Below are 16,834 nucleotides of genomic sequence, written 5' to 3' on the forward strand. Positions count from 1 at the left end.
ACCATGACGAACAAAAAACTTCTTCTTATTCAACGCCGCGGCACCGGTCGCCTGCTGGCGGGTGCGCTGGCGGTGGCCTGCGCTTTCCCGAATGCCGGCGCGCAAGCGCTGCCATCGGCCCGGGCCGATGCCGGCCTGCGTGCCCAGATGGCGGCGCCGCAACTGTGGAGCGGGCGTCCCGTAGGGCGTCCCGTAGGGCGTCCCGTAGGGCGTCTCGATGCTAGCGCCAGGGTCGCGCGCATCCTGGTCGAAACCGACCGCGACGGTGTGCCGGCCGACGGCCAGTCGCCGGTGCGCGTGAGCGTGCAGGTGCTGGGCGACGATGGCCAGCCGCTGGCCGATGACGTGCTGCTGACCTTGGAAGCGTCGGCCGGGCGCATCCTGCTCGACGGCAGCGCCACCGATGCACTCGGCCCGCAAAGCGGCGACGCCGACAAGGTCACGCCCGGCGTGCAGCTGCGCGTAAAAAACGGCAAGGCGCAGTTCCGCCTGCTGGCCCCGGCCGCCGCGCAGGAAGTCTTGCTGCGCGTTGACGGTGGCAAGATCAGCACCCAGGGTGTGATTACCTTCGTTCCGGAACTGCGCCAGATGCTGGCCGTGGGCTTGATCGAAGGCGTCATCAGCAAGCGCCGCCTGAACGCCGGCGACCTGGCGCCAGCGCGCTTTAACGATGGCTTTGAACAAGACATCACGCGCTGGAGCCGCCAGTTCAACAGCGGCAAGGCCAACGCCAGCGCCCGCACCGCGTTCTTCGTCAAAGGCACCATCCTCGGCAGCAAGCTGTTGACGGCCGCCTACGATTCGGACCAGCAGACCAAGGAAAAGCTGCAGCGCGACATCAATCCGAACGAGTTCTACCCGGTCTACGGCGACAGTGCCACTACCGCGTTCGACGCCCGCTCGGCCGGCCGCCTGTACGTGCGCGTCGACGACAAGAAAAGCTATGTGCTGTACGGCGATTTTTCGACCAGCGAAGGCAGCATGTCGTCGGTTCCCGGCCCGAACACGGGCATGGAAGCGCGCAAGCTCGGCCAGTACCAGCGCACCGCCACCGGCCTGCGCGGCAACTGGGACCTGAAACGCGGCAACCTGGGCGGCTTTGCCTTCCACGACAATGCCAAGCAGGTCATCGAAGAATACCGTGCCAACGGCAGCTCGGGACCGTTCGCCGTGCGCAACAATGGCGCGCTGACCAATTCCGAGCGCGTCGAACTGATCGTGCGCGACAAGAACCAGACCGACCTGGTCAAGCAGGTCACGCCAATGCGCCGCCTGGATGACTACAGCTTCGAGCCGTTTTCGGGCCGCATCCTGTTCAAGCAGGCCGTGCCATCGCTCACGCCCGAAGGCGACCCGCAATCGATCCGCGTGACGTACGAAGTGGAGCAGGGCGGCGACGAGTTCTGGGTGATGGGCGTCAATGGCGAATACCGCCTGACCGACAGCATCAGCGTCGGCATGGCTGCGGTGGACGACAAGAATCCGCAATCGCCTTACCGCTTGCACAGCGTCAACGCGAGCGTGCAACTGGCGCCAAAAACCAGCATCGTGGCCGAATTCGCGCAGAGCGAATCGACCAGCTACACGGCCAACGGACAAGTGTTCACCACCCCGAGCGGGCAGGCGGGCGAGCTGTCGAGCTCAGCGTCGGGCCAGGCTGCGCGCGTGGCGCTGTCGCACAAGAGCGACGCTGTCGACATGCGTGCCTACTGGCAGCGTGCCGATGATGAATTCAACAACACCGCGGCTGGCATCAGCCCCGGCCACAGCGATGCCGGCGTGAATGTCAGCGCCAAATTCACGTCCACCACCACGGTGTACGGCAGCGCGCTGCAAAGCCGCGACCAGCAGGTTGTGGCCCAGCGCGATGCCGTGCGTGTCGGCATGCTGTGGAAGGCCGATCCGCGCCTGACCCTGGACTTCTCGCTGCAACACATGAAGGAAGAGGGCGAGCTGCGCAACCAGGTCGGCATGGCCAGCAACACCGGCGTGGTGTCGAACGCCAACGGCTTGAATCCGAGCGGCGGCTTCTTCGGCTTCGGCAATACCAACAGCGCGATCAGCCCGGTCAACGGCAGCACCATTACCGCCTTCGCACCGGTCGGCGCGACCACCACGCCGGGTACGCGCGGCACCTTGGATGCCAACACGGTGGCGATTGGCGCGCAGTACAAGGCGACCGATTCGCTGACTCTGACCGGCGTGATCGAACATGGCGTATCAAGCAGCGACCAGAAGCGTTACGAGCTGGGCGCGCAGTATCAATTGTCCGAGCGCAGCCGTGCGTATGCGCGCTACGAGAACCAGACCGGTCTCGCATCGCGCTACGCCTTGAATCCTGCCGAGAAGAGCAATGCGTTTGTGGCCGGTGTCGAATCGACCTACCTGCCGGGCGCCAGCATCTTCTCCGAATACCGCCTGCGCGATTCCATCGACACCCAACTGGCCGACGGGCGCGACCTGCAACTGGCCAGCGGTGCGCGCAACACCTGGAACCTTTCCGAAGGCCTGGCAGTGAGCACCAATGCGGAATACCTGCACGTGTTCGACGGCCGCCAGCAAAAGGGCGTGGCCCTGGCGACGGCGCTCGACTACACCGCCAACCCGCTGTGGAAGGCTTCGGTCAAGCTCGAATGGCGCCGCCTGTTCGACAGCCCGGGCGACATCGGCAACCAGTCGCAGGACCAGTGGCTCAACACGCTCTCCTTCGTGCGCAAGCTCGACCGCGACTGGACCGTCCTGGCCCGCAACTACGCCCTGCTGGCGCGCAACAACGACGACCTGAGCGGCAAGCCGCTGGCCAACAGCCTGCAGGAACGCGCGCAGCTCGGTGTCGCCTGGCGTCCGGTCGACCGCAACCAGTTCAACGGTTTGGCGCGCTACGAGTACAAGAACGTGCGCGACGGTGCCCGTGCCGATGGCGACAACTATGCCGCGCACATCGTCTCGACCCACCTCGACTACCATCCTAGCCGTCCGTGGTGGAGCACCGGGCGCCTGGCCGCCAAGACCAGCCGCGAACGCAACCTGCCGCAGGGCCAGCAGACCTACAGCGCCTGGATGGCATCGGGCCGCGTGGTGTACGACATCACCGAAAACTGGGATATCGGCGTGCTCGCCGCCTATCTGCACAGTCCGCAGAACAAGGGCAGCAGCCAGTATGCGCGCGGGGTCGAAGTCGGCTACCTGGTCAAGGAAAACCTGTGGCTGTCGGCGGGCTACAACGTGAGCGGTTTCCGCGAACGCGATCTGAGTGCCGCGGACTACACCTCCAAGGGATGGTTTGTGCGCCTGCGCTTCAAGTTTGACGAAAATGTATTCAAAGGCAAGGACCCGGACGCGAATCGCGCGCTGGCCCGCTAATTTCCTGACATGAGAATGACAATGAAACCAACCATTATTTCCCGCCCGCGCGTTGTGCTGTTCGCCGCCATGGCCCTTGCCGTTCAAGGCGCCTTTGCGCAAACGCTGACCGCGCCGGCGGAGCGCATCTCCGACCAGGCGATCGTGGCCGACCAGGCTGGCTACAAGGCCTTGCAGCAGCGCGTCAAAGCGCTCAACGACAAGGGTGTCCCGGTCAGCAATTACTATCTGTCGAAGGCGCAGTGCTGGCTCGACGTGTCGCTGCATGAATACACCCGCAACGACCGTTCCGCCTTCCCGCAGCAAGCTTTGGCGCAGGGTGCTGCCATCGTGGGCGCGCTGGAAACGGGCGCCACGCCCAATCCGGGCGACCAGACCCCGCTGGTGAACGACGCGGCCAAGCTGCGCGACGACCTGTGGGCGCGCTTCGGCGCAGTCAAGAGCGGCGCAGGCTTCAGCTGCGCGGCGCAGAAGGTCGCTTGCGCCGAAGTCGAACTGGTGCATGCCGGGAACGAATTCAATCAGCAAGGCTGGCGCCATGCCAACCCGTACATCCAGATCGCCGAAGACAATCTGCAAGCGGCGCAGGCCTCGGCTGCCGCTTGCGGCGGTGCACCGGTGGCGGTAGCGGCGGCCCCGGTACCGGGTGCGGCGCCGGCTGTGGTGGTCGAGAAGCTGACCCTGGCGGCCGATGCCTTGTTCCGTTTCGATAAATCGGGCTTGCCTGATTTGCTGCCAGCGGGACGCGCGCGCATCGACAGCATGATGATCAAGCTCGATGGCGTGTATGCGCAGATTTCCGGCATCAAGCTGACCGGCTACACCGACCGCCTGGGGACGGAAGCGTACAACCAGCCGCTGTCGGAAAAGCGCGCCGCGACGGTGCGCGAGTACATCCTGGGCAAGGGTTTTGCGGGCGACATCGTCAGCGCCGGCAAGGGCGAAGCGGACCAGGTCGAGGCCTGCACCGGTGTGGCGCCGCGCGCCGCGCTGATCGGCTGCCTGCAACCGAACCGCAGGGTCGAAGTGGAAGTGACCGGCATCAAACGCTAAGACTGGCTGCCTCCGGTCAATGCCGGAGCATGTCAACAGCCGAACCGGGGTCTGACCTCTGATTAGAAAGATTTCTAATCAGAGGTCAGACCCCGGTTCGGTTTTGCGTTAACGCGACGGTTTGGTCGCGAATACGGCACGCGCTGATACTCCGAAACGACTGGGGAACGCGATTGGGGTTCAGAGCTTTAATTGGCAACAAAATTGTTGCTAATAAGAGCTCTGACCCCGGTTGTAGGACGTTTTACGACGGTTGTAGGATGGGCTCTGCAGCCCCGCCTCCATGTCGGTGCTTGGCTGGAAGACACGTTTTTAGCTGCCCAGCGCAATCGAACTTGGTATGATGCCGGGGCCATGTGGTTCTGCTGGCACTTTCATGACTCTTGGGGACATTGCAATGATGGGACGTTTGTTCATATTGGGAGCGGCCACACTGGCCGCCGGTAGCGCGCTGGCCGCGCCGCGTGGTTTCAGCATCGACGACTTGGTGAGGATGGAACGGGTCGGCGCGCCAGCCCTCTCGCCCGACGCCTCGCGCGTGGTGTACACGGTGCGCAGCACCAATATGGAGAAAAACCGCGGCAACACCCAGCTCTGGATGATCGACTTGCGTAGCGCCAAGCCCACCCCGGTCAGGCTGACCGAAGGCGAGTCCAACAGCACCGATCCGGAATGGTCGGCCAAAGGCGATGCCATCTATTTCCTGTCGGCCCGCTCGGGTTCGTCGCAGGTGTGGCGCCAGCCGGCCGCTGGCGGCGCGGCCGTCAAGGTTACCGACCTGCCGCTCGACGTCGAGAATTTCCGCCTGTCGCCGGCGGGCGACCGTCTGGCGATGAGCCTGGCCGTGTTCCGCGATTGCACCGACCTGGCTTGCACCAAGACACGCATGGACGAGAAGGCCAAGAACAAGGCCAGCGGCAAGGTCTACGACCGCCTGTTCGTGCGTCACTGGGATACCTGGGCGGACGGCCGCAACAGCGTGCTGTACTCGGCCCCGCTCGATGCCAGCGGCAAGGTCAGCGCGGCGCCGGTGAGCCTGTCGGGCAGCATCGATGGCGACGTGCCCTCGAAACCGTTCGGCGACCGCGAGGAATACCGCTTCAGCCCGGATGGGAAAAGCGTGGTATTCGGCGTGCGCGTGGCCGGCAAGACCGAAGCCTGGTCCACCAATTTCGATATATACCAGGCCAATGCCGCCGGCGGCGCCGAGCCGCGCAACCTGAGCGCCGATAATCCGGCCTGGGACAGCAAACCGGCGTTTTCACCGGACGGCAAGACGCTGGCCTACCTGGCCATGAGCCGGCCCGGCTTCGAGGCCGACCGTTTCCGCATGGTGCTGATGGATGTCGCCAGCGGCAAGAAGCGCGTCCTGGCGGAGAGCTGGGACCGCTCCATCGCCGACTACAAGTGGCGCGACGATGGCAAGGCCCTGCTGGCCACGGCCGACGACGTCGGACAGCATCGCCTGTTCTCGATCGATGCGGCCAGCGGCAAGGTCACGCCCCTCAGCGACAAGGGCTATGTCAGCGCTTTCGATACGCGCGGCAAGACGGTGGTGATGGCGCAGGCTCATCTGCAATCGGGTGCGCAACTGTTCAAGAGCAGCAACGGCGCCGCGCCAACCCAGCTCACACAGTTGAACAGCGAATTGCTGGCGGACGTGCGCTTCGGCGAGTCCGAGCAGTTTTCCTTCACCGGCGCCAAGGGCGAGACCGTCTACGGCCATGTGATGAAGCCGTGGAACGCCACCCCCGGCGCCAAGTATCCGGTCGCTTTCCTGGTGCACGGCGGCCCGCAGGGCAGCTTCGGCAATGCGTGGAGCTACCGCTGGAATCCGCAGACCTACGCCGGTGCCGGTTACGCGACGGTGTTCATCGACTTCCACGGCTCCACCGGCTACGGCCAGGCGTTCACCGACTCGATCAGCGGTGACTGGGGCGGCGCGCCGCTGGAAGACTTGAAGAAGGGGCTCGATGCGGCGGTGAAGAAATTCCCATGGCTGGACCGCGAGCGCAGCTGCGCGCTGGGCGCGTCCTACGGCGGCTACATGATGAACTGGATCGCCGGCAACTGGTCGGACGGTTTCCGCTGCCTGGTCAACCACGACGGCGTGTTCGATACGCGCGGCATGGCATACGCGACCGAGGAACTGTGGTTCACCGAGTGGGAAAACAAGGGAACTTACCTGGACAACGCGGCGGCGTACGAGCAATTCAATCCGGTGCATTTCGTGAAGAACTGGAAGACGCCGATGCTGGTGGTGCAGGGCGACCTGGATTTCCGCATTCCGACCTCGCAGGCGCTCGGCACCTTTACCGCGCTGCAGCGCCAGGGTATCGAAAGCAAGCTGCTGGTGTTCCCGGACGAGAATCACTGGGTCTTGAAGCCAGCCAATTCGGTACTGTGGCATAACACGGTCAAGCAATGGCTCGACCAGCATCTGGCGCGCTGACATGCCACGCTACAAGAACCGCGTTCTTGCGGCGGCGCTGTGTGGCGCACTTGCCCACAGCGCCGGCGTGCTGGCCGCGCCGGCCGCCAGCGTGCCGGCGGCAAGCACGCCGGTCGCGCTGATCACGGCGTTTTACCGCGACTACTTCGCCAATGAGGCGGCGGCGAGGAAACGTTATCTGGACAGCGGCGCTTTCTATTCGGCTGGTGCGCGCAAGCTGCTCGCGGACAATGACTTCGCGTGCCGAAAGGTGGCGCGCGGGGACGATATGTGCGGCTATGGCGCCGATGCCGACATGTTTCTCGATGCCCAGGACAGCGATGCGGACCTGACCTTGGCGTCGTCCGGCTTCACGGCCAGGCCGGTCGGGGCGAACGCGGTGGATGTGTCGTTCAGGGTGTTTCCCAAGGCGGCCGATTCACGGCGCACGATGCGCTACGTGGTGGTGCGGGAAGGCGGCCAGTGGCGGGTCGATGATGTGCTGCGTCCAGTCAAGGGCGTGTATACGGCCAGGAACAGCATGCGTCAGGGCATCCTGAGCGAGATCGCGGCTATTTCCAAGGCTGCGCTCGACGTTGCCGATGCCTCAAGCTGGGTCAACACTTATGTGGAAGAGCAGCAGGCGGACCGGTTTGCGCGCTTTGTCGCGTTCCCCGTGACGGTCTGCGTCAAGCAGGATGCATGCGTGCCCTATGCGCAGGACGATGCGCGTTTGCCGGCGCTGGTAAAGACCTTGCACGATATCTATTTCAAGGCCGGGGCGGCCCAAAAAGGCTTGCCGGCAATCGCCGCCGGCAAGCAAGGCGCGGGTGCGCCCAAGGAAGATAGTGTGGTGCGCAGCGGTCCGTTCGACTACACGTTCCGCCATGGCGCATGGTGGCTGTCGCGGATCGATCCGCAGCGGGCGAGCGCTCCGCGATAAGCCGTTGTCGTTCCCGCCTTGGCGCGGGAACGATGACGATTACGGGTTGATCAGCGGCGCAACGCCGTTGGCAAAGGGCCAGCCCTGCGCTTCATCGGTATGAATACTCCAGTCGAAGCCGCCGCGAATGTCCGGATGGTTGGCCTTGACCTGCTTCCAGGTTGTGATGGCCTGCTCGCGGGTCATGTAATTGGTCGCGTGATCGATGCCGAAGCCGACCACCACATGGCTCGCGCCCAGCAGGCTGACCCACTGCTTGATGTTCTCCACCACATACGCCGGACTGGCGAGATCGGGCCCGTCGTAGTATTGCGGCGCGGCGTAGTCGAGCGCGCCGGCGGCCACCATCGCGCGGCAGAATTCCTTGTCGACCGGATTCCATGGCGCCGGCGGCGCGGAAATGATGAAGCCCGGAAAGCGCTTTTTCAATTCCAGGCTGATCCAGATCATTTCGCCAGTGTCGGGTGTCTGGTTGCCTTCGAAGGTGTTCCAGTCCATGCCGTCGATGCCGCCCAGCTGCGCGTGGATGGCGGCGATGCTGTTGACGAAGGTCTGCGATTTCGTGCGGTTCGGGAAGCTCATGCCGTTGCCGGCGCCGCCGACCGACAGGATGATCTTGCGTCCTTGCGTGCTGCGCGCGTACTGGATGTCGGCTTTCAGCTTGGTCGCCGCACCACGGCCGTTGCCGGGCGCGCTCCAGGTGACGGCGCCGGTGCTGCCCGGCGGGCCGCCCACCGGGGTGGCGGCGAACAGGTAGATCAGGTTATAGCGCGGATTGACGTCGCGGATGCGCAGCGGCGATGGAGTCCAGTTCGGGTAGTAGCCGGCGGCGATCTTCTTCGCTGCGGCGACGCCGCACGTGGTCTGGGCCCAGTACCAGGTGCTGATCGTGGGCGTGGTGCCATCGCTGCCATTGCCGGCGACCTGTACCACCTTGTAGTAGAGTCCATTCGGCGCGTACAACACCACCGTGCCCAGCGGGTAGTTGATGCCCGCGCTCCAGGTGACGGCGTTGCACGGCGCCACGGCGGCCGATACGCCGGCGGCCGTGCCGACGCCCTCGGCTTCCCCGGGGCTGGCGCTGGCCGCCGCGTCGAGCGTCATGGCGCTGGGCCGGGCGGCGCTGCTGTTGGCCGGGGCGCTGTCGGACGCACCGCCGCCGCAGCCGGCCAGGATGGCGCCGCCGATGGCTGCCATGCCCATATATTTCAATAAACTCTTCATGTCGGTATCCGTAAAAAAGAGGGAAGGGCGGCCGCCGGCCGCCCCGGCGCGGCTTACCAGCCGATGGTCACGGTGGCCGTGGTCGGCGCGGTGGTATGCAGCGACGAGCTGTAATTCCACACATCGTCGTAGGCGAAGCCATAGGCCAGCTTGTTGATGCTGTGGTCGTGCCAGAACTTGGCATACCAGTTGGCCGCCTGGCCGGCCGGGTAGAAGTAAGCCGCGTTGCCCCAGTGCGCCGGATCTTCCACCACGTGGCGGTTGATTGCCGCGCACAGCTGCGCCTGGATCTGCAATTGCTTGTCGTAGGCCGGCGTGCCGCCGACAGTGCCGCTGGCGTCGGCCAGGGTGCCGCTGCCGAGCAGCGCCATCGCGGTGGTCGGCTTGCGCACTCTGTAGGTGCCGGCGCCATCGGTGAACTCGAACACGCCGTTGACCACCTGGCCGCTGAAAGTGCCTTGCTGGTTGGTGAAGACCAGTTTCTGGTTGGTGTATTTGTTCCAGATGGTATTGATGTAGCCGTCGAGGTAAGTCGCGTTGGCGCCGCCATTGTTGAAGCTGGCGTGGGCCGGGGCGATAATGCGGTAGGGCGCGTAGGGCGCCTGGCCGAGGCCCTTGAATTGGGCCGGTGCGTTGGCCACGAATTGCGAGATCAGCGCGGCGCGCGTTTCGGTTTCACCCACGGTCTGGTCGTAGCCGCCCAGGCCCTGCAGGCGCAAGGTCACGGGGAAGCCGAAGTGGTCGACCCGGGTGGTGTTGCCGAAGAAGCCGCCCTTGGGCACGATCGCCATCTCGACGAAATCGAAGTAGACATCGATATTCGGATCGGAGGGATTTTCGATGTTGGCGCCGGCGTAGCCGAGGTTGCCGTTGACGTCGGCATTGACCTGGATGTACATCGGGCTGCCGACGCTGAGCAACAGGCGCGCCGAGTTGAGCGGCGGGATGGTGATCGACTTGAGCTGGGCAATGGTGTGGAAGTAATTGGTGTAGGGCTTGCCGTTCTTGCTCAGTGCGCCATTATCGCTGAGCGCCATCGGCACGAAGCGGCCGGCCGCGTCGACGTGGACGAATTTGCCGCTGGTCCAGTCCTTGCCGATGATGGCCCAGTACACCTGGCTGTCCGGATATTGTCCGCGCGTGCCGTTGACCAGCTTGAAGGTGGTCAGCTGGTTCCAGGTGCCCGTATCGGGGGGCGGGGTGGAGCCGGACGGCATCGGCACGCCGGGCAGGTAGCAGCGTTTCGGCACGCCCGGAATCGGGTCGCCGAACACGCCGCTGTTGCAGTCGGCGCCGTTGCTCAAGGTCCTGGTGAAGAACTTGCCATTGGCGCCGTACAGCAGCACCTGGGTGCCGCTGAAATTGCAGCGCCCGTTCTCCGTGGCGCAGCGGGTCCAGCTGGTGGGCGCGCGGTCGCAGTGCTTGGCCGTGCCGGGCAGGGGATCGCCAAAGTTTGCCGTGGTGCAGGCGGCGCCGCCGGTCACGGTTTGCGTGAGGTAGGTGTTGCCGGCCCCGAAGCGCACGGTTTCGGTGTCGCCGAAGCCGCACTGGCCGTTTTCATTGGCGCAAAACGCGAAGCTGCTGGTGATTTCGCAGTGCTTGGCCACGCCAGGAGCCGGATCGACGCCGAAAGTGCCGCTATTGCAGGATGCGGCCCAGTCGAACTTCTTGCTGGTGAAGCTGGAGCCGGCGCCAAAGCGCACCGTCTGGTTGCCGGTGAAGATGCAGTCGCCATTTTCGTTGGCGCAGAAGGTCCACTCGGTGCTCGAGGGCGCCGAGGAGGAGGGCAGCGTCGAGGCCAGCGTGGTGGCTCTGGGTGTGCCGATGGCGGCGCTGCCGGATGTTGTGCCGCTGAAGCCGCTCAGCAAACCGATGCCGAGCACGCCGAGCGAGAGGAATTGAAGCAGTTTTTTCATGGTGCGGTCACCTCGTGGAAAGTGGCCGTTGCCTGCGCTGGACGATGATGCATGGCGGCGGCCTTTGTGGTTGATGCGCGATGCGCAGTGGTCGGAACCGGCCGCCTGGCCGGCTCCCGCGAAAACCCGCTGTGCAGCACCCGCATGGGTACCGTCACAAGGGGGAGACGTTGCTTGAGCGATTGTGTGTCTGGGTGGATGCTGGTGATGGGAGCGCTTCCAATGTGGGTGATGGTTTGGTATCGAAATATCGCGGCAGGCAAATATTTCACTCAGGACTTGTATTGGGTTGATAGGACGGGATCTGGAACAGATCGTCGGGGATGTTGCAGTATTACCGTCTATTAAAGCGAGGTCAACAGAGGTGAAACGCAATCTAACTTGAGGGCTGGTAAGAACAGATGGGGCGGCGGAATGGATTATTGACCAAGTAAAATCCGGCAAACGGCGAGATGCTTTGGGCTTGCAAGGGCAGCCCGACAAGACCACTTGGCCATGGACGTTTTTCCGGCCGCAGCAGGGCCAGGCCGGCATGATGGGACGGTCTTCCATACCACTTGCATCGCAATGCGGGCAGGCAATGCCTGTCTCCGATCGAAAGTTGGCCGGCTTGATGGGTGGTCCGGACAGTGCCAAGGCAGTGGGCGGCTTGCTGAATGAGTGAAAATGATGTCTTCTGGCGGCCACAGATTGCCTGTTTTCCGGTGATATTGCGATGGCCGATACGCCGGGCGAGCAGCCCGATCCGCTCGACCCCCGCCGCAAACTCTGCGACAATCCGCTTTCTGCCGCAGCATGCGGCAACGTGATAGAAAGCCCTGTGTATGACATTGCCTAAAAAACCCGACGCCGCCCGCCTCGACAAGATCGTGGCCGAGGCCCGCAAGGCGGCGGAAACGCGCGAATCCGGCTACCGTGCGCGTTCCCTGAAGATGTATCCGTGGATTTGCGGGCGCTGCATGCGCGAGTTCACCAATGCGAACGTGTCGCAGCTGACCGTGCACCACCGCGACCACAACCACGACAACAACCCGCCCGATGGCAGCAACTGGGAGCTGCTGTGCCTGTACTGCCACGACAACGAGCACTCGCGCTACCTGGAAGCGGACCGCGGCGCCGGGCTGCTGTCGGCCGAGGTGGCGCCGGCCACCCACAACCCGTTTGCGGCCCTTGCCGGGCTGATGAAGAAAAAGGATTGATCCGGCGGCAGCGGCGTCGCTGCTGCTCAACAAGGACGGTGTGCCGGCATGGTCCTTCTTCCAGCAAATGCCGACTGTCGCATGTTCGGCGCCATGGCTGCCCGCGTATCCATTACCGCCATGCGCATTGAAACGCGCGTGAGCGCATTTGCCGGGCGCGCAGCGCACCGGTTTCGCTGGCCCGGCGCCCATGGCCGCGGACTCAAGCGGTTCAAATTGTCACGTATCAACATTTTCATATCGCATGAGTGACCTGCGTCCATAAAGTTTCCCAATGAAAAGTTATATTTATCGGGTGTCAAGCTGATACCGGGTGCCGGCCGGCCCGGCCGCCCGCGACCCGCGTCGCCTTTTCTTGGAGAACTCATGACCACCACCGTACGCAGCCCTCTCGACGCCCTGTACGCGGGCGACCCCGATTACTGCATGTTCGTGCTTTGGAACATGGACCAGAGCGCGGCCGTGTCCGCCGCCTTTGCCTCCCTGTCGCAGGCATCGGCAGACGTCGACATGGAAGCCATGATCCTGAGCGGGGACGATGGCGCCACCGCATACTGGTTCCTGCCGGAGGATGAATTGCTGTCCACCCTGTGGACGGGCGAGTACGCCGGGGAAGGCAGCGCTTTCGAGGTAGTCATCGGCGGCCAGGCCAACGACATCCTGCACGGCCGCGAGGGCGCCGACCTGCTGTTCGGCCAGGATGGCGGCGACCTGCTGCAGGATGTGCGCGGCAATAACCTGCTCGACGGTGGCGCCGGCGACGACCTGATCGAAGGGGCGGGGCAGAGCCTGTACGTCGGCGGGACGGGCAACGACAACATCACCGCCTGGGGCGCCGATTTCACCATCGCCTTCAATCGCGGCGATGGCCTCGATACGGTGAACTTGTGCGCGCGCGGCATGGCCACCATCTCCCTGGGCGGCGGCATCGGCGAAACGGATGTGGGGCTGAGCCGCTCGGGCAGCGACCTGATGCTCATGACCGGCGCGGCCGAGGGCATGCTGCTGGCCGGCTGGTACGAGCGTCCGGCGCCGGACAGCTTCCGGCTGCAAGTGAACGACGCCGGCGCGGCCGGCACGGTCGTGCTCTACGACTTGCTGGCGCTGCTCGCCGCATTCGATGCGATGCCGGATACATGGCATCCCGGCGCGCAGCTCGACCAGTTCCGCCTGGCGTCGGACGACAGTCCGGCCGGCGGCGCTCTTGCGCTGCTCTATGCAAGCGATCCCGGCGGCATCGGGATCAGCGGCGCCAGCGCCGCACTCTGGTATGACGCCTTCGGCCACAGCGACAGCCTGGGCATGCTCTTGTGAACGCCGATGCGGCATCGTGCGGCCGGGCTGGCGCACGATGCCGCGCGCATCCCGGTCTCAGCGCACGCTGGCCGACCACGGCGTGCCCGGCGCCCGCACATATTCACGCGCGATGTAGCCCCACGGCAGTACCAGCGGCACCAGCACGATGCCGAGGACGCAGGCGAACAGGGTCTCGGCGGCATACGCGTCCAGGCCCGGTCCCATCCACATCGGCAGGGCGAAGGCGACCACCCAGATGATCTTCCAGGCCAGCTCGAACAGCAGCAGCGGCAGCATGCGCAGCGGATAGCGCAATCCCAGCAGCGACAGCAGGCATAGCGCTCCGAGCAGCGAGCGCACTACGCTGCCGGCATTGGCCGTCACGGCCGGCGGGGCGATGATGGTGGGCCACATGGTCAGGCCCAGCCCCACCACCAGCAGCAGGTACATCGCTCTTAACAGGGACAGTCTCAGGGTACTCATGTCGTTCATGGTGCGGCTCCTTGTGGTGTGCTACGGTCAGTGAAAGGTGAGTGATGGCGACGGCGCGGCGCTGCGCTCCCACGCCGCAATGTCGACGCCCTTGAACAGCAGGCACAGGCAGAACGCGCTCTCGCCGAGGAAGGATGGCACCAGGATCGCCGGGAACAGCGCGCCGTGCAGGGCAGGGGAGAGCACCATGATGAAGGTGTTGAGCAGGTAGCACAGGCCGGCGAGCTGCATCAGCGCCCCGACCGGAGCCGGGAAATAGCCCGATTTGCGGATCAGGTGGCCGACGATCATGCATTCGACCCCGAACAACATCAGCGCCACCGCGAACGCGTACGAGTGGCCGACAATGGCCAGGTAAGCCGTCGCCTGCGCCTGCCGCAGGTCCATGCCCAGCTGGGCGCCGGCCAGCAGCGGGGTCAGGACGCCTTGCAGTTGCAGGGCGCTGACGCTTTCGACCGCCAGCGACACCAGCGCAAAGAACATGGCCAGCAGGGTCAGGTTCCGGTTCACCGGACGCAGCAGCACGTACCAGGCCAGCGACAAGCCGACCGCGCACAGCAGCAGCAATAACTGGCCGGCGATGCCGACGCGCCACAGCCATTCCGACGCCACGATGCGCTGGGCCGTCTCGGCCGCGTTGCCGGCCACCACCAGGCTGTTGCGGATCAGCGTCTCGCCCAGCAGCCCGATGACGATGATGACGAGGTACAGCGCGCCGGCGATGCGCGCGCAGCGCTGCGCATCCTTGCCGCCGAGTTCAATTCCTTGCTGGTACGGCATGGTGTTCTCCCTGGTGAGATGATCGAATCGGCGGGTGCCGCTTACTCGACGTCGCGCAGCATCTTCTCGACGGCGGCCACGCGGGTTTTCACTTCCGCCAGATGGCCGCCGATGGCCGCCAGCGCGGCCGCCGTTTCGCTCTGGGCCGCAGCGGCCTGGGTGGCGAGCTGGCGGTAAGCCTCGTCGCTGGCCAGACGCGCTTTCGCTTGCGCGATGGCGGCGACATACTTCATGCCGAAAATGAGCAGGACGGTGACCAGCGGCAGGCCGATGGTGATCAAAAAGACGTGTTCGGACATGGTGTTGGCCTATTTCTCAAGGTTGGTGGTAAGGGACTTCACTGCCTCGGCAATCGCCTCGGGTGTCAGCGCCACGGCGAAAGCGGCCGTTTCAAAATAATTGAGCGCTTTGCCGTCGTGCGACAGTTCGAGGCGGCTGGTAACGAGGCCGGCTTGTTCGAGTTTCTGGAGATGCAGGTGCAGCAAGGGCCGGCTGATGCCAATGTCGCGTGCAAGCTGGCTGACGTAATTGCGTCCGCCCGCTGCCAGGGCCGCGATGATGCGCAGCCTGTGCGGATTGGCAAGTGCCGACAGGATCGCCAGCAACTGGTCTCCCTCGATGAGTGGTTTATTTTCTTTCACCTGTAAAGAATATCTGACACATGACAGGCGGTCAAGCGGATTTTTCGGCGGCTGTGTACTGCGCCGGAAGGGCAACGCCCCTGCCGGGCGCGGCGCGACTCTGATAGACTGCGGCAACTGTTGTGTTTGTCTTGAACCAGCCCGCCGTAACGCCGATGTCAGCTCCCCTGGAACGCTGAACCGGGTCAGACGGCCCGCGTGCGGCTGGTGCGATGTGCAAACGCGGCAAAAGTACCGTTTCCAAGCGCTGCCGCCGGGCAGGTCGAGCAGAACTTGTCGAGGTGCGCTTCATTGCCCGGCTCCCGTCCGGAGCCTTCCTTGTCTTGTCCCTGTTCGCGCATCCGGCGGCATTGATCCGCCATTTTCACAGGGATGCCATGTCTTACCTTCAAACACTCGACACCATAGTCACCACCATCGTCCTGCCGGCCGCGCCGGCCACCGACCGCGATGCCCAGTTTCCGCGCGCCGCGATCGATGCGCTGGGCCAGGCCGGCCTGCTCGGCCTTGTCAGCAGCAAGGACGTGGGCGGCATGGGCCTGGGCCTGCCGGAGGCTGCGCAGCTCATCGAGCGCCTGGCCAAGGCCTGCCCGTCGACGGCGATGATCGTCTGCATGCACCTGTGCGCGGCAACCGTGCTGGAAAGATTCGCCAGCGAGACCGTGCGCCGCGACGTCGCTTGCGGCCGCCACCTGAGCACCCTGGCCTGGTCCGACAATGGCTCGCGCAGCCACTTCTGGGCGCCGGTCGGCACGGCGCGCCAGGATGGCGACAGCATCGTCATCGACGGCAGCAAATCGATGGTCACCGCCGCCGGCGAAGCCGATTCGTACGTCTGGTCGACCGCGCCCGTGGCCCTTGAAGGCGCCAGCACCCTGTGGCTGGTCGACAGCAAGAGCGCCGGCCTGAGCGAACCGAAGGCGTTCGACGGCATGGGCTTGCGCGGTAACCGCTCCTCGCCCATCAGCGCCACCGGCGTGCGGGTCGCGCCGGCCGCCATGCTGGGCGTCGACGGCGGCGGCTTCGACATCATGATCGGCGCCGTGCTGCCGGTGTTCTCGACCCTGATCGCCTCTTCCTCGCTGGGCCAGATGGACGCCGTGCTGGAAGCGGCCTGCGCGCACGCCGCCGGCAGCGAATTGGAACACCTGGGCAGCTCGCTGGCCGAACTGCCGACCATCCGCGCCTACCTGGCGCGTGCCCGCATCCAGGCCGACATGGTGCGCACGCTGCGCGACGACACCCTCGCCGCGCTGGCCGCCAACCGTCCGGACGCCATGCTGCGCGTGATGCAGGTCAAGGCGGCGGCCGCCGAAGCGGCGCTGGAAGTGACCGACAGCGCCATGCGCGTGTGCGGCGGCGCGGCCTTCCGCAAGGATGTCGGCATCGAACGCTACTTCCGCGATGCGCGTGCCGCCTCGGTCATGGCGCCGACCTCCGACGTGCTGTTCGACTTCATCGGCAAGGCCGTTTGCGGCATGCCGGTTTTCGGTTAA

Annotated in this window: 15 protein-coding genes; 8 read left to right on the forward strand and 7 right to left on the reverse strand. The window is 64.8% G+C overall.

Features of this window, described 5'->3' with window-relative positions:
* Nucleotides 1–3 precede the first annotated feature (3 nt).
* The 4 genes from PO883_RS09505 (at nt 4) to PO883_RS09520 (ending at nt 7,790) form a co-directional block, all read left to right on the forward strand.
* The gene (locus PO883_RS09505; RefSeq protein WP_289309539.1) at nt 4–3,363 is read left to right on the forward strand and encodes a hypothetical protein; all 3,360 of its coding nucleotides are present in this window, start codon (nt 4–6) and stop codon (nt 3,361–3,363) included.
* A 21-nt stretch (nt 3,364–3,384) separates the two neighbouring features.
* On the forward strand, nt 3,385–4,416 hold the full coding sequence (locus PO883_RS09510; RefSeq protein WP_289309540.1) for an OmpA family protein: 1,032 nt from the start codon (nt 3,385–3,387) through the stop codon (nt 4,414–4,416).
* A 397-nt stretch (nt 4,417–4,813) separates the two neighbouring features.
* Entirely contained in the window at nt 4,814–6,868 is a 2,055-nt protein-coding gene (locus tag PO883_RS09515) for a S9 family peptidase (RefSeq protein WP_289309541.1), read from the forward strand.
* A 1-nt stretch (nt 6,869) separates the two neighbouring features.
* Nucleotides 6,870–7,790 (forward strand): hypothetical protein, encoded by a 921-nt coding sequence (locus tag PO883_RS09520; protein ID WP_289309542.1) that lies wholly within the window; start codon nt 6,870–6,872, stop codon nt 7,788–7,790.
* Nucleotides 7,791–7,829: 39 nt separating this feature from the next.
* Here the strand turns inward: PO883_RS09520 and PO883_RS09525 are convergent, their stop codons facing one another.
* Together PO883_RS09525 and PO883_RS09530 are read right to left on the reverse strand one after the other, a co-directional pair.
* Nucleotides 7,830–9,014, reverse strand: coding sequence for a glycosyl hydrolase family 18 protein (locus PO883_RS09525; protein ID WP_289309543.1), 1,185 nt, complete (start codon nt 9,012–9,014; stop codon nt 7,830–7,832).
* A gap of 53 nt (nt 9,015–9,067) precedes the next feature.
* Nucleotides 9,068–10,930, reverse strand: coding sequence for a glycoside hydrolase family 64 protein (locus tag PO883_RS09530; RefSeq protein ID WP_289309544.1), 1,863 nt, complete (start codon nt 10,928–10,930; stop codon nt 9,068–9,070).
* Nucleotides 10,931–11,754: 824 nt separating this feature from the next.
* Between PO883_RS09530 and PO883_RS09535 the strand changes: the two genes are divergently transcribed.
* The 3 genes from PO883_RS09535 to PO883_RS09545 all read left to right on the forward strand — a co-directional run bounded on the left by PO883_RS09535 (nt 11,755) and on the right by PO883_RS09545 (nt 13,443).
* Nucleotides 11,755–12,129, forward strand: coding sequence for a YajD family HNH nuclease (locus PO883_RS09535; RefSeq protein ID WP_167088176.1), 375 nt, complete (start codon nt 11,755–11,757; stop codon nt 12,127–12,129).
* A gap of 48 nt (nt 12,130–12,177) precedes the next feature.
* Nucleotides 12,178–12,381 carry a hypothetical protein gene (locus PO883_RS09540; protein WP_289309545.1) on the forward strand — a complete coding sequence of 68 codons (204 nt, stop codon included), beginning with the start codon at nt 12,178–12,180 and terminating at the stop codon, nt 12,379–12,381.
* A 114-nt stretch (nt 12,382–12,495) separates the two neighbouring features.
* A complete protein-coding gene (locus tag PO883_RS09545) occupies nt 12,496–13,443 on the forward strand; it encodes a calcium-binding protein (protein WP_289309546.1) in 948 nt (315 codons plus the stop codon).
* Nucleotides 13,444–13,500: 57 nt separating this feature from the next.
* Here PO883_RS09545 and PO883_RS09550 read toward each other — a convergent pair whose 3' ends face one another.
* The 5 genes from PO883_RS09550 to PO883_RS09570 all read right to left on the reverse strand — a co-directional run bounded on the left by PO883_RS09550 (nt 13,501) and on the right by PO883_RS09570 (nt 15,706).
* Complete coding sequence (locus tag PO883_RS09550; protein ID WP_167088178.1) at nt 13,501–13,917, reverse strand: hypothetical protein; 417 nt, start codon at nt 13,915–13,917, stop codon at nt 13,501–13,503.
* A 27-nt stretch (nt 13,918–13,944) separates the two neighbouring features.
* A complete protein-coding gene (locus tag PO883_RS09555; RefSeq protein ID WP_289309547.1) occupies nt 13,945–14,697 on the reverse strand; it encodes a DUF4386 domain-containing protein in 753 nt (250 codons plus the stop codon).
* A 41-nt stretch (nt 14,698–14,738) separates the two neighbouring features.
* Nucleotides 14,739–14,996: a hypothetical protein gene (locus tag PO883_RS09560; protein WP_289309548.1), complete on the reverse strand. Its 258-nt coding sequence runs from the start codon at nt 14,994–14,996 to the stop codon at nt 14,739–14,741.
* Between the two features lie 9 nt (nt 14,997–15,005).
* On the reverse strand, nt 15,006–15,338 hold the full coding sequence (locus PO883_RS09565) for a metalloregulator ArsR/SmtB family transcription factor (protein WP_289309549.1): 333 nt from the start codon (nt 15,336–15,338) through the stop codon (nt 15,006–15,008).
* A 185-nt stretch (nt 15,339–15,523) separates the two neighbouring features.
* Nucleotides 15,524–15,706, reverse strand: coding sequence for a hypothetical protein (locus PO883_RS09570; protein WP_289309550.1), 183 nt, complete (start codon nt 15,704–15,706; stop codon nt 15,524–15,526).
* Nucleotides 15,707–15,715: 9 nt separating this feature from the next.
* Here PO883_RS09570 and PO883_RS09575 point away from each other — a divergent pair, with 9 nt between their 5' ends.
* On the forward strand, nt 15,716–16,834 hold the full coding sequence (locus tag PO883_RS09575) for an acyl-CoA dehydrogenase family protein (protein ID WP_289309551.1): 1,119 nt from the start codon (nt 15,716–15,718) through the stop codon (nt 16,832–16,834).

The organism is Massilia sp. DJPM01, from assembly GCF_030348125.1.
Classification (GTDB): Bacteria; Pseudomonadota; Gammaproteobacteria; order Burkholderiales; family Burkholderiaceae_D; genus Telluria_A; species Telluria_A frigida.

Bases quoted from the DNA above. Each gene is read 5' to 3' on its own strand.
- PO883_RS09575 (WP_289309551.1), top strand. From the start codon at position 15,716: ATGTCTTACCTTCAAACACTCGACACCATAGTCACCACCATCGTCCTG.
- PO883_RS09530 (WP_289309544.1), bottom strand. From the start codon at position 10,930: ATGAAAAAACTGCTTCAATTCCTCTCGCTCGGCGTGCTCGGCATCGGT.
- PO883_RS09555 (WP_289309547.1), bottom strand. From the start codon at position 14,697: ATGCCGTACCAGCAAGGAATTGAACTCGGCGGCAAGGATGCGCAGCGC.
- PO883_RS09525 (WP_289309543.1), bottom strand. From the start codon at position 9,014: ATGAAGAGTTTATTGAAATATATGGGCATGGCAGCCATCGGCGGCGCC.
- PO883_RS09535 (WP_167088176.1), top strand. From the start codon at position 11,755: ATGACATTGCCTAAAAAACCCGACGCCGCCCGCCTCGACAAGATCGTG.
- PO883_RS09540 (WP_289309545.1), top strand. From the start codon at position 12,178: ATGGTCCTTCTTCCAGCAAATGCCGACTGTCGCATGTTCGGCGCCATG.
- PO883_RS09560 (WP_289309548.1), bottom strand. From the start codon at position 14,996: ATGTCCGAACACGTCTTTTTGATCACCATCGGCCTGCCGCTGGTCACC.
- PO883_RS09505 (WP_289309539.1), top strand. From the start codon at position 4: ATGACGAACAAAAAACTTCTTCTTATTCAACGCCGCGGCACCGGTCGC.
- PO883_RS09545 (WP_289309546.1), top strand. From the start codon at position 12,496: ATGACCACCACCGTACGCAGCCCTCTCGACGCCCTGTACGCGGGCGAC.
- PO883_RS09510 (WP_289309540.1), top strand. From the start codon at position 3,385: ATGAAACCAACCATTATTTCCCGCCCGCGCGTTGTGCTGTTCGCCGCC.
- PO883_RS09520 (WP_289309542.1), top strand. From the start codon at position 6,870: ATGCCACGCTACAAGAACCGCGTTCTTGCGGCGGCGCTGTGTGGCGCA.
- PO883_RS09550 (WP_167088178.1), bottom strand. From the start codon at position 13,917: ATGAACGACATGAGTACCCTGAGACTGTCCCTGTTAAGAGCGATGTAC.
- PO883_RS09515 (WP_289309541.1), top strand. From the start codon at position 4,814: ATGATGGGACGTTTGTTCATATTGGGAGCGGCCACACTGGCCGCCGGT.